Here is a 13,996-nt window from a genome sequence, read left to right as displayed (position 1 = left end):
TCCTGTGGGGTACGCGCGTCCCGGCCGCCGACATTCACCGACAGGTCGGGCCGGGGCAACGCCGCCTTGTCGAGCTTGCCGTTGACGGTCAACGGAAGCTGCTCCAGAACCATCACCGCGGCCGGAACCATGTGCTCGGGCAACCGCTCCCGAAGATACGCCCGCAGAACGCTGACAACCTGACCACCGGCCCGCGTACGCAACGGATTGTTCGCCCCCCGATGACGTCCCGGCCGATAAGCGCCAACCGCCACGCCCCCGAACACCGCATCGAACGCGCCGCTGTCGTCATCACCGGTCCAGGTCAGCACCGCACGACCGGCCAGCTCGAACGGATCCACACCATCACCGTGCAACCGGGCGTTACGAATGCCTCGAACCCGGGTTCGTTCCGGCCAGACCAAACCCGGATACCAGTCCACCACCGGCAGATCCCCGCACTCCGTGACCGCATCGCGGTGCAGCACCACGTCATACCGATACGCCGACAACTCATTGACGTAACCACCCGGCTTCAACCTGATCTCCACACCACCCGCGAACCCGGCGAAGAAATCAGGATCGAGCAACAACTCCTTCTCCACCGCCACGGCCTGATCCACCGCCCGCCGCAACCGATCACCCGACAACCGCCGCGACAACACACCCTCATGGAAATGCCGCAGCAACCGAAGATTCCGCACATCACCGACGAAAATCCGGCCACCCGGAGCGAGCAACGTCAGGGCCTGCCGGAGCACCCGGCTCAGATAGGCCGCGTCGGGGAAGTACTGCACCACCGAGTTCAGCACGACCGTGTCGAAGTGGCCTGACGGCAGACCGGTCACGTCGTCGGCCGGCTGCGCGCGAAGCTGGACACGATCGCCGACCTGGGCGCGCAACCGCTCGATGACCACCGAGGACAGGTCGGTCGCCCAGTACTCGTCGGCCTTGTCCACCAGCCTCGACATCAGAAGACCGGAACCGACACCGATCTCCAGCACCTTCCCGCCACCGAACTCCACCACAGCGGCCACCGCATCGTCACGCCACTGCCGCATCTGATCCAGGTCGATCGGCTCACCCGTGAAACTGCTGTTCCACCCGGCGAAATCAGCCTCGTCACGCCCATACAACCGGTCGTAGATCTGCTGCCACTCACCGACCTGCTCGGCATCACCCCCGACGACCGCGCTCTCACCCACCACCACATACGCGTCCAACCGATCCTCACGCGCGACCACGACAGCCCGGTCGACCAGCGGATGACCCGCCAGCACCGACTCGATCTCCCCCGGCTCGATCCGGAACCCACGGATCTTCACCTGATCATCCGACCGGCCCGCGAACTCCAGCTGCCCGTCCCGGCCCCAGCGCACGATGTCGCCGGTGCGGTACATCCGCGCGCCGGGCTCGCCGTACGGGTCGGCCACAAAACGCTCGGCGCTCAGCCCAGGACGGCGGAGGTAGCCGCGGCCCACCCCGGCCCCGCCGATGTAGAGCTCACCCGCCACACCGGGCAGGGCCAGCCTGAGCCGGTCGTCGAGCACGTAGACCCGGCTCTCGATGACCGGCCGGCCGATCGGCACGCGGGTGCCGGCCGGGTCGAAGTCGGCCGAGAGGGTCGAGCAGGCGGTCGCCTCGGTGACGCCGTACGCGTTGACCATGTGGCGCCCGGGCGCCCAGCGGCGGACCAGTCCCGGTGGGCAGGCCTCGCCGCCCACGATCAGGGTCAGCAGGTCCGGCAGTGGCACCTCGGGCACGGTGGCCAGCACCGAGGGCGGGATCAGCGTGTGCGTGATCCGGGCCTGTTCGAGCAACGTGGCCAGCTCCTGACCGACCACCGGGCCGGCCGGCGCGACCACCAGCTCGGCACCCGCGCCGAAGGCCATCGTCAGCTCCATCACCATCGCGTCGAAGCTGGGTGACGAGAGTTGCAGCACCCGCGACGACGCGTCGATGCCGAACCGGCGGACCTGGGCGCCGGCCAGGGCGGCGAGCCCGGTGTGCGGCACCACGACCGCCTTGGGCCGGCCGGTCGACCCGGACGTGTAGATCACGTAGGCGGCCGAGAGGAGCGGCGCCCGCCGTCCCGGCAGCGGTTCGTCCGCCACCGGCAGGTCCCGGCCGTCCAGCACGGCGACCGGACGCGCGTCGGCGATCATCCACTCGCGGCGTTCGGCCGGATAGCCGGGATCCACCGGCAGGTACGCCGCGCCGGTCTTGAGCACGCCGAGCATGGCCACGACCAGCTCCAGCGAGCGCGGCCGGGACAGCGCGACCACGTCGCCGGGTCCGGCGCCCCGGCCGGCCAGCGCCGCGGCCACCCGCCCGGCCCAGCGGTCCACCTCGGCGTAGGTCAGGGAGCGGCCGTGGTCCGACAGTGCGGGCGCGTGCGGGGACTCCACGACCCACCGCTCGAACATCTCGAGGAACGTCACCTGCGGCGTGCGCGGATCAGTCATGTGTCAGCCCCCTATGGACCAGTCGAGAAGAAGTCGCCGGCGTTCGTGATCACTGAGCAGCTCGATGTCGGAGATCGGCCGGTCGGGCTGGTCGGCGACCGCCCGCAGGAGCAGGTGCCACCGCTCGGCGACGACGTCGATGCCGTCGCGGTCGAAGACGTCGGTGTTGAACTCGATGAAGCCGAGCAGATCCTGGCCGCGGCCGTCGGGCGCCGGGTCGGCCCGTACGCTGATCATCAGGTCGAAACGGGCCACCCCCGCGAAGACGGGCAGCTGCGCGATGGCCAGGCGCGGCAGGTCGAAGGTCATCCCGGGCGCGTTCTGCAGGGCCAGCGCGACCTGGAAGAGCGGGTGATGCGCGGCCGAGCGCGCCGGGTTGAGCACCTCGACCAGGTGCTCGAAGGGGACGTCCTGGTGGGCGTAGGCGGCCAGGTCGGTCTCCCGCACCCGGCCCAGCAGCTCGCGGAAGGTGGGGTCGCCGGAGACGTCGGTTCGCAGCACGAGCGTGTTGACGAAGAATCCGATCAGGTCGGTCAACGCGTCGTCGGTGCGGCCCGCGATCGGCGCGCCGATCGGGATGTCCGTGCCCGCGCCCAGGCGGGTGAGCAGTGCGGCCAGCCCGGCCTGCAACGCCATGAACAGGCTGACGTGACACTCGGCGGCCAGCGCGCTCAGGCGCCCGCAGAGGTCCTCGCCGAAGCGGAAGATCAGCGCATCGCCCCGGTACGAGGCCGCCGCCGGGCGGGGCCGGTCGAAGGGCAGGTCGATCAGCTCCGGCAGGCCGTCCAACGAGCGTGACCAGTAGTCCGTCTGCGTGTGGAAGAGGCTGCCGGTGTCGTCCGGGTCGCCGAGCAGTTGCCGCTGCCAGAGGGTGTAGTCGGCGTACTGCACGGGCAGCGGCGTCCACTCCGGGGCGTGCCCCGCGGTCCGCGCGGTGTACGCGGTCACCAGGTCCGTCGACAGCGGCCGCATCGACCAGCCGTCACCGGCGATGTGGTGCAGCAGCAGCATCAGAACGTGCTCGGCGTCGCCGGTCCGGATCAGCGTCGCCCGCAGCGGCGGCTCGGCGGTCAGGTCGAACCGGTAGCGGGCCAGCTCGCCCAGGTCCGTCCCGGAGCCGGCGACGGTCAGCTCCGGGAGATCGTCAAGGATGTGCTGGTGCGGCATCCCATGCTGTTCGGGGAAGACCGTGCGCAGGCTCTCGTGCCGCAGGGCCACGTCGCGGAGGGCGGCCCGGAGCGCGCCGACGTCCAGCTCGCCGGTGAGCCGGAGGGCCAGCGGGATGTTGTAGGTGGCGCTCGGGCCTTCGAGACGGTGCAGGAACCAGAGCCGGCGCTGCGCGAACGACAGCGGCACCACCTCGGGACGCGACCGCCCGGTCAGCGCCGGACGGGCCGGGCCGGCCCGGGACAGCTCGGCGGCGAGCGCGGCCACGGTCGGCGCCTCGAACAACGTACGGATCGGCATCTCCACGCCGAGGGTCGCCCGGACGCGGCCGGCCAGCCGCGTCGCCAGCAGGGAGTGCCCGCCCAGCGCGAAGAAGTCGTCGTCCACGCCCACCGTGGTCAGCCCGAGCACCTCGGCGAACAGTTCGGCCAGGATCTGCTCGTGCGGGGTTCGCGCGGACCGGGCCGTCACTCCGGTGGACAGCTCCGGTACGGGGAGCGCGCCCCGGTCCAGCTTCCCGTGCGCGGTGAGCGGCAACCGGTCCAGCGGCACGACGGCGGCCGGGATGAGGTACGCCGGTAGCCGTTCCCGCAGGCGCCGGACGAGGTCCGCCGGATCGGCCGTCCCGGTCACGTAGGCGACCAGGCGATCGTCGCGGGCGATGACCGCGGCCTGGTCGACCAACGGGTGCTCGGTCAGCGCCGCCTCGACCTCGCCGGGCTCGACCCGCAGACCGCGGATCTTCACCTGATCATCAGCCCGCCCCGCGAACTCGACCTGACCATCCGCCGCCCACCGCACCACATCACCGGTGCGATACATCCGAGCCCCAGCCGGACCAAACGGGTCGGCCACAAAACGCTCACCGGTCAGCCCCGGACGGTTCAGATACCCCAACGCCACACTCGCACCGCCGACATACAACTCGCCGGGGACGCCCGGGGGTACCCGCCGCAGACGCTCGTCCAGCACGTAGGCCCACGTACCGACGATCGGACGGCCGATCGGCACACCACCACCGACACTCAACCGGTCCGACAACGTCGTACACACCGTGGCCTCAGTCAACCCGTACCCATTGACCATCAACCTGCCCTCCGCCCACCGCTTCATCAACGCCGGCGGACAGGCCTCCCCACCGACCAGCAGAGTGCGCAGATGCGGCAGTTCCATTGCGGGCACGGTCGCCAGCACCGACGGCGGGATCAACGTGTGCGTGATCCCGGTGGCCAGCAACGAACCCAGCTCCGCGCCCACCACCGGACCAGCCGGTGCCACCACCAACTCGGCCCCCGCACCAAAGGCCATCATCAGCTCCATCATCATCGCGTCGAAACTCGGCGAGGAAAGCTGCAACACCCGCGACGACGAGTCCACGACCAGGCGCCGCGCGTTCGCCGCCGCCAACGCCGCCAGCCCCTGATGCGGAACCACCACACCCTTCGGCACACCCGTCGACCCCGACGTGTAGATCACGTAGGCGCCGCCGCGCGGGTCGATCTTCGCCAGGGGTGCGTCCGCCCGGCCCGCACCCGGGAACGGCTCCGTGACCGTCAGCGCCGCACCCGCGGTCATCAACGCCACCCGCTCGGCCGGAAGCTCCGGATCCACCGGCAAATACGCCGCACCGGCCTTCACCACACCCAGCAGCGCCACGATGAGGTCGACCGAACGCGGCAACATCAACGCCACCACGTCACCCGGCCGCACCCCGGACTCCACCAACGACCACGCCACGGCGTTGGCGGCCTCGTCGAGCCGCCGATAGGTCAGGCTCCGGCCGGGGTCCGACACCGCGATGCCGTCCGACCAGCGCCCGACGAGCTCCGGCAACGTCGCCGGGGGCACGTCGGCCCGTTCCGGGCGCTCCCATCCGGCGAGCCGGTCCCGTTCCCGCGGCAGGAGGATCTCGGCCGCGCCGATCCGCTGGTCGGGATCGGTCACCAACGCCTCGAGCAGCATCACGTAACGGGCCGTCAACGCCTCGACCGTGTCCGCGTCGAACAGGTCCGTCGCGTACTCGGCCGTCGCCTTCAGCCCGCCACCCCGGCGCTCGCCGACGAAGATCGAGAGGTCCATCCGGGACGTGCCCATGTGGATCGAGCCGAACTCGCATCGCATGCCCGGCAGGTCGACCTCGGCCGGCCCGCTGTTCTCGACGCTCAGCATCACCTGGAACAGCGGCTGGTGCGCGGTGGACCGGGCCGGGTTCAGCACCTCGACCAGGTGCTCGAAGGGCACGTCCTGATGGGCGTACGCGGCCAGATCGGTCTCCCGCACCCGGCCCAGCAACTGCCGGAACGACGGGTCCCCGGAAACGTCCGTGCGGAGCACCAGCGTGTTGATGAACAGCCCGACCAGGTCGTCCATCGCCTCGTCGGTGCGACCGGCGATCGGCGACCCGATCGGCAGGTCCGGGCCGGCGCCGAGACGGTGCAGCAGCGCCGCCAGCCCGGCCTGCAGCACCATGAACAGCGACGCGCCGTTCGCCCGCGCCACCTGCACCAACCGGGCGTGCAACCGCGCATCGATCTCGAACCCGACCGTGGCGCCCCGGTACGACGCGATCGCCGGACGCGGCCGGTCGAAGGGCAGCCGGATCTGCTCGGGGACACCGGAGAGCTTGTCCGTCCAGTACTTCACCTGGGTGGTGAGCAGGCTTTCGGCATCGGACCGGTCGCCCAGCAGATCCCGCTGCCACAGCGTGTAGTCGGCGTACTGCACCGGCAACGGCACCCACCTGGGCGCCGCCCCCGACACCCGGGCGCGGTAGGCCGTGGCCAGGTCGGCGGTCAGCGGGCGCAACGACCAGCCGTCCCCCGCGATGTGGTGCAGCAGCAGCATCAGCACGTATTCGTTCTCGGCGGCACGCACCAGCGTCGCCCGCAACGGCGGCTCGGCGGTCAGGTCGAACCGGTGCCCGGCCAGCTCCCGCAGGTCCACATCGGAGCCGACGATCGCCAGGTCCGGGATATCGTCGACAACGCGCTGATAGGGCACGCCGTCGTGGTCGAGGAAGACGGTGCGAAGGCTCTCGTGCCGGGCGGCCACGTCCCGCACGGCCGCGCGCAGGGCCGGCACGTCCGGCTCGCCGGTGATCCGCACGATCGCCGGCATGTTGTAGGTGGCGCTGGGTCCTTCCATCCGATGCAGGAACCAGAGCCGGCGCTGCGCGAACGACAACGGCACCACCTCGGGACGCGGCCCCCGGGTCAACGCCGGACGAGCATCCCGCGCCCGGCCCAGCTGCTCCGCGAGACGCTCCACCGTCGGCGCCTCGAACAACATCCGGATCGGCATCTCCACACCCAGCGTCGCCCGCACCCGGCTGGCCAGACGCGTCGCCAGCAACGAATGCCCGCCCAACGCGAAGAAATCGTCATCCACCCCGACCACGGAGAGCCCGAGCAGCTCGGCGAAGAGGTCGGCCAGGATCTGTTCGCGCGGGTCCCGGGCGGCGCGGCCGGAGGACATCGCGGTCAGGTCGGGCTGGGGCAGGGCCGCCCGGTCGAGTTTGCCGCTGAGGTTGAGCGGAAGCCGTTCGAGCGGCACGATCGCGGCCGGAACCATGTAGTCGGGCAGTCGCTCGCGCAGGTACGAGCGCAGCGCGGTGATGACCTGGCCGCCGGCGCGGACCCGGAGCGGGTTGCCGGCCAGCGGACGCCGGCGCCGTCCGGGCTGGTAGGCGCCGACCGCCGCGCCCCCGAACAGCGCATCGAAGGCACCTGAATCGTCATCACCGGTCCAGGTCAGCACCGCACGACCGGCCAGCTCGAACGGATCCACACCGTCACCATGCAACCGGGCGTTACGAATACCTCGAACCCGGGTTCGTTCCGGCCAGACCAAACCCGGATACCAGTCCACCACCGGCAGATCCCCGCACTCCGGGACCGCATCGCGGTGCAGGACCACGTCATACCGATACGCCGACAACTCGTTGACGTAACCACCCGGCTTCAACCTGATCTCCACACCGGCGGCCAACCCGGCGAAGAAATCGGGATCGAGCAGCAGCTCCTTCTCCACCGCCACGGCCTGATCCACCGCCCGCCGCAACCTGTCACCCGACAACCGCCGCGACAACACACCCTCATGGAAATGCCGCAGCAACCGAAGATTCCGCACGTCACCGACGAAAATCCGGCCACCCGGAGCGAGCAACGTCAGGGCCTGCCGGAGCACCCGGCTCAGATAGGCCGCGTCGGGGAAGTACTGCACCACCGAATTCAGCACGACCGTGTCGAAGTGACCTGACGGCAGACCGGTCACGTCGTCGGCCGGCTGCGCGCGAAGCCGGACGCGATCGCCGACCTTGGCGCGCAACCGCTCGATGACCACCGGCGACAGGTCGGTCGCCCAGTACTCGTCGGCCTTGTCCACCAGCCTCGACATCAGAAGACCGGAACCAACACCGATCTCCAGCACCCTCGCGCCACCGAACTCCACCACAGCGGCCACCGCATCGTCACGCCACTGCCGCATCTCGCCCAGGTCGATCGGCTCACCCGTGAAACTGCTGTTCCACCCGGCGAAATCAGCCTCGTCACGCCCGTACAACCGGTCGTAGATCTGCTGCCATTCGTCCACCTGCTCGCCGCCGCCACCGGATACCACCGCCTCATCCGGCACCACGTAGGCGACCAGCCGTCGATCACCGGGACGGTCCTCACGCACGACCACCGCTGTGTGCTCCACCAGCGGATGACCCGCCAGCACCGACTCGATCTCCCCCGGCTCGATCCGGAACCCACGGATCTTCACCTGATCATCCGACCGGCCCGCGAACTCCAGCTGCCCGTCCCGGCCCCAGCGCACGATGTCGCCGGTCCGGTACATCCGCGCGCCGGCCCCGTCGAACGGGTCCGCCACGAACCGCCCCGCACTCAACCCCGGCCGGTTCAGGTAGCCGCGCGCCACGCCCGTACCGCCGAGGTACAGCTCGCCCGGCACGCCCAGCGGGACCGGTCGCAGGTGGTCGTCCAGCACGTACGCGCGGGCGTGCGTGACCGGGGCGCCGATCGGGGGCAGCGGCGCCGTCTCCGGCCCGGCGAACCACGCGGTGGCGTAGACCGTCGCCTCGGTCGGGCCGTAGATGTTGGCGATGCGCGCGCCTGGCCAGGTCCCGCGGATGTCGTCGACCATGCGAGCGGTGAGCGCCTCCCCCGCGACCACCACGCCCTCGGTGCCGACCCGCAGGTCGCCGTCGTGGATCAGGCTGGCCAGGGCGGACGGGACGGCGCTGATCAGGGTGCCGGACCACGGACGCTCGGCCAGCGCGAGCAGGTCCTCGACCAGCTCGATCCGGCCGCCGCAGGTCAGCGGGGCGAACATCTCGAACACGGAGACGTCGAAGGTGAGCGAGGTGGCGGCCAGGACGTGCCGGAGCAGGTCCGCGCCGACCCGCTCGACCGCCCAGTCGAGCAGGTCGGTGACCCCGCGATGGGAGACCACCACACCCTTGGGCCGGCCGGTCGAGCCCGAGGTGTAGATGATGTAGGCGGCGTGCGCCGGCGTCAGTGGACCGCGGCGCTCGTGGTCCCGGATCGCGCCGGGATGCTGGGCCGCGGTCGCCGTCACCGTGCCGGGGTCGTCGAGGAACAACGCGTTCTCCCACCGGCCGCTCACCGAGCGGGTGGTCAGCACCAGGGCGGGCCGAGCATCCTCGACCAGGAAGGCCAGCCGGTCGGCCGGATAGTCGAGGTCGACCGGCAGGTAGGCGCCGCCCGCCTTGAGCACGGCCAGCAGCGCCGCGATCAGCTCGGCGTCCCGCGGCAACGCGACCGCGACGACGGTCTCCGGCCCGACGCCGAGGTCGATGAGCAGCCGGGCCCGCCGGTTCGACCGGGCGTCCAGATCGGCGTACGTGATGCCGGTGTCGCCGGCGGTCACCGCGAGCGCGTCCGGCGTGCGGGCGACCTGGGCGGCGAACCGGTCGAGGAAGACGGCTGGGGCGGCGTACGGGCGCCCGCCGTTGCCGAGAGCGAGCAGCGTCTCCGGCTCGCCCGGCCGCAGCAGGCCCAGCGCCGACACCCGCCGGCCCGGATCGGCGGCGGCCTGATCGAGCAGCAGACCGAGCCGGTCGGTCCAGGTGGCCACGGTCGTCTCGTCGTACAGGTCACTGTCGTAGTTCACGGTGACCGTGAGCCCGTCCGTCCCCGGGTTCTCGGCGACGCTGAAGGTCAGGTCGAACCGGGCCACTCCCGCGTCGACGAGCGAGCTCCGGACCGCGACGCCCGGCAGCTCGACCGGGGTGCGCGGGGTGTTCTGCAGGGCGAGCATGACCTGGAACAGCGGCTGGTGGGCGGTCGACCGGGCCGGGTTCAGCACCTCGACCAGGTGCTCGAAGGGCACGTCCTGATGGGCGTACGCGGCCAGATCGGTCTCCCGCACCCGGCCCAGCAACTCCCGGAACGACGGATCCCCGGAAACGTCGGTCCGCAGCACCAGCGTATTCACGAAGAACCCGACCAGATCATCGAGCGCCTCGTCGGTACGACCCGCGATCGGCGACCCGATCGGAATGTCCGGCCCCGCGCCCAGACGATGCAACAACACCGCCAACCCGGCCTGCAGAACCATGAACAGACTGACGCCGTACGCACGGGCCGTGCCGGCCAGGCACCGCTGCCGGTCGCCGCTCCAGGCCGAGGTGTGCAGGGCGCCGCGGTGCCGCGCCGTCGCCGGTCGGGGGCGGTCGGCGGGCAGGTCGAGGCGCTCGGGCAGGCCGCTCAGCGCCGCTTTCCAGAAGGCGATCTGCTCGCTGATCAGGCTGTCCGGGTCGTCCTCGGCCCCGAGCAGGTCCCGTTGCCAGAGGGTGTAGTCGGCGTACTGCACCGGCAGCGGCGGCCGGTCCGGCGGTTCGCCGGCGGCCCGGGCCCGGTACGCGGTCAGCAGGTCGCGGGTCAGCGGTCCCACCGACCAGCCGTCCCCGGCCACGTGGTGGAGGAGCAGCAGCAGCGTCTGCTCGCCGGGGGCGGTCCGGAACAACCGTGCGCGCAGCGGTGGCTCGGTGGCGAGGTCGAAGACCCGCCCGGCGTACGCCCGCAGCCGCTCCGCCAGCTCGGCGGCGGCTACGTCCTCGACGGTCAGATCCGGTACGGCGTCGAGGATCCGCTGACCGGGCACGCCGTCCGCGTCCGGCAGCACGGTCCGCAGGCTCTCGTGCCGCCCGGCCACGTCGCGCACCGCCGCGCGCAGGGCGTCCACGTCGACGCGACCGGTCAGGCGCAGAGCGAGCGGGATGTTGTAGGTGGCGCTCGGACCGTCGAGACGGTGCAGGAACCAGAGCCGGCGCTGGGCGAACGAGAGCGGCAGCGGATCGGGACGGCCGCGCGGTGTGAGGGCGGGGCGCCGCGCCCGTTCCTCGTCCAGGTGCCGGTCGAGCGCGGCGACCGTAGGCGCGGCGAACAGCGTCGCGATCGGCACCTCGGCGTCCAGGAAGGTCCGGATGCGCCCGATCAGCGTGGTGGCCGACAGGGAGTGACCGCCGAGATCGAAGAAGTTCGCCGTACGACCGACGTCGGGCACGCCCAGCACGTCGGCGAAGAGCCCGCACAGGATCTGCTCGCGCGGGGTGCGAGCCGCCTCCCCCGTACCCTCGCTCGGGGTCTCGGGCTTGGGCAACGCGGCCCGGTCGAGCTTGCCGTTGCGGGTCAGCGGCAACCGGTCGACCTTGACCAGCGCCGACGGCACGAGGTGGGCCGGGAGCCGCTCGGCGAGCCATCCCCGGATCTCCGCGGCGCCGCCGGCCGCCACCAGATACCCGGCCAGACGCGTGTCGCCGGGAGCGTGCTCGTAGGCGACGACCGCGGCCTCGGCGACGTCCGGGTGCGTGAGCAGGCGTGCGGCGACCTCGCCGGGCTCGATCCGGAAACCGCGGATCTTCACCTGGTCGTCCGCGCGGCCGGCGAACTCGAGCTCGCCGGTGTCGGTCCAGCGGGCCCGGTCGCCGGTGCGGTACATGCGCGCGCCGGGTGGCCCGTACGGGTCGGCGACGAAGCGCGCGGCGGTCAGCCCGGGCCGGCCGAGGTAGCCGCGGGCCAGACCGGGGCCTGAGACATAAAGCTCGCCGGTGACGCCCGGCGGCAGCGGCTGGAGCGCGGCATCCAGCACGTGGGTGCGCAGGCCGGGCAGGGCCGTGCCGATCAGTCCGGCGTCCCGGCCGGCCGCGTCCGGGTCGATCGCCGACCAGGTCACGTGGACGGTGGTCTCGGTGATGCCGTACATGTTGATCAGCTGGGGCCGACCGGCCGGGTGCCGCCGGAACCACGGTGCGAGCCGGCCACGGTCCAGCGGTTCACCACCGAGGACCACGTACCGCAGAGCGAGCCCGTCCGTCGCCCCCTCGATCAGCTGGTAGAAGGCCGACGGGGTCTGGCTGAGCACGGTGACCCGCTCGGCGCGCAGCAGGTCGAGGAAGGCTCGCGGCGATCGGCTGGTCTCGTACCCGACGACAACGAGCCGGCCGCCGTGCAGCAACGGTCCCCAGATCTCCCACACCGAGAAGTCGAACGCCACCGAATGGAACAGCGTCCACACGTCGTCGGCGTTGAGGTCGAAACGGTGCCGGGCGCCCGCGAACAGCCGGACCACGTTGTCGTGCGTGACCACGACGCCCTTGGGCCGCCCGGTCGATCCGGAGGTGTAGATGACGTACGCGGCCCCGTCCGGCCGCGCCCCTGCTCCGGGCTGTTCCTCGCCGTCCGTCCCTTCGTCGCCGGTCAGCACCAGGCAGGCGCCGGCGTCGGCGACGATGAAGGCGGCCCGGTCCGGCGGCTCGCCGGGGTCGATCGGCAGGTAGGCGGCGCCCGTCTTCAGCACCGCCAGCAACGCCACGATCAGGCCGGCCGAGCGGGGCATCCGGATCGCGACGAGCCGTTCCGGGCTGGCTCCGGCGGTGCGCAGGCGGGCGGCGAGCCGATCGGCGCGGCCGTCGAGCTCGGCGTACGTGTAGCGGGTGGATCCGTCCGTCACCGCGACCCGGTCCGGGGTGCGCAGGGCCTGCGCCTCGAACAACTCGGTCAGGGTGGTCCGGCGCCCGGCCGGTGGCGTGCTGGGCGGCGGCGAGGGCTGGTCGGTGAGGGCGACGGCGGCCAGCGGATCGTCCCGCTCGACCACGTCCGCCAGCCGGTGCACCACGGCGAGGAAACGCTCCTGGTGTACGGCGAGGCTGTCCGCGTCGTACAGGTCGGTGCTCGCGTCGAAGTCCAGCCGCGACCGGCCGCCTTCCGCGCGATGCAGCGCCACCGCGAGATCGGTGACCAGCTGCCCGGCCAGCGGGTGCGCGGTCGCGGGCCGCCCGGCGAAGGTCAGGTCGAGCCGGGCCGGCATCAGGTTCACGATCGGGCCCACGTAGGTGCCGATGTCCTGCGGCAGGGCCAGGTCGCGGCGCAGGTCCTCGCCGCGGTACCGCTGGTGGGCCGCGGCCTGCCGAGCAGCGGCGGAGACCCGGCGCAGGAACTCCGCCGCGCGCATCCCGGGGCGAACCGGAAGGCGCAGGGGCAGCAGGTTCGCCACCCGGCCGGGCATCGCGCGCAGCTCCGGGCTGGTGCGTGCGCTCAGCGGCAGGCCGAGCAGCACGTCGTCGCCGTCGCCGAGCCGGTGCAGGTGCACGGCCAGCGCCCCGATCATGAGGAAAGCCGACCACTCGGCGCCGGCCCGGCGGGCGATCCGGCCGAGCCGGTCGTTCTCCGCGGCCCCCAGGTGAAGGCTGCGGCGCAGGTGGCCGTGCGGCGTCCGGGCGGGCACCCCCGCGAACCGGGTCGCCGCCGGCCGGTCGGCGAGGCTTCGCACCCAGTGGTCGCGATCGGCGGCGAACCGGCCCGAGTCCCGGTACCGCTGGTCCTCGCCGACCAGCTCCCGCAGCGGCCGGAAGGTGGCCGGCGGCACCGGCTGCCCGGCCGCCAGCGCGGTGTAGACCCGGGCCACCCGGGCGGCGATCAGCGTGATGCCGAAGCCGTCGTTGATCAATTGGTGGTATCGGTGGTACCAGAAGACGCGCGTGTCGCCGTCCACGAACAAGGCCTGTCCGAACAGCGGGTCCCGCCCGGGATCGAGCGGCCGGTTCAGGTCGGCGCGCATCCACTCCTCGGCCGCTTCCCGCGGGTCGGCCGCGCCGCCGACCCCGATCACCGGGAAGTCCCAGTCATCGGCGGGGACGGGCAGCTGCACCGGCCCGGCGTCGCCGTCGGCGAACCGCACGTGCAGGGCGTCCGCCTCGGTCACGGCAGCGCGCACCGCGGACTCGAACAGCGCCGGGTCGATCGGTCCGGCGATCTCGACGTACTCAGCGCCCCGGTAGACGGGGTTGTGCGGGTCGAGGCGCTGGGCGTACCAGACCCCGCGCTGCGCGGCGGTCAGGGCAAGGCCAGGGAGCGTCACTG

Annotated in this window: 2 protein-coding genes; both read right to left on the bottom strand. The window is 72.0% G+C overall.

Annotation, left to right across the window (positions count from 1 at the left end):
- Positions 1-2,444 (bottom strand): amino acid adenylation domain-containing protein (locus AB0M54_RS18885; protein ID WP_364472698.1); only part of this gene is annotated, 2,444 nt, incomplete at its 3' end.
- A 3-nt stretch (positions 2,445-2,447) separates the two neighbouring features.
- Positions 2,448-13,994 (bottom strand): amino acid adenylation domain-containing protein, encoded by an 11,547-nt coding sequence (locus tag AB0M54_RS18880; protein ID WP_364472696.1) that lies wholly within the window; start codon positions 13,992-13,994, stop codon positions 2,448-2,450.
- Positions 13,995-13,996 lie beyond the last annotated feature (2 nt).

The organism is Actinoplanes sp. NPDC051470, from assembly GCF_040682035.1.
Taxonomy (GTDB): domain Bacteria; phylum Actinomycetota; class Actinomycetes; order Mycobacteriales; family Micromonosporaceae; genus Actinoplanes.
This window is presented reverse-complemented; position numbering and strand designations above follow the sequence as displayed.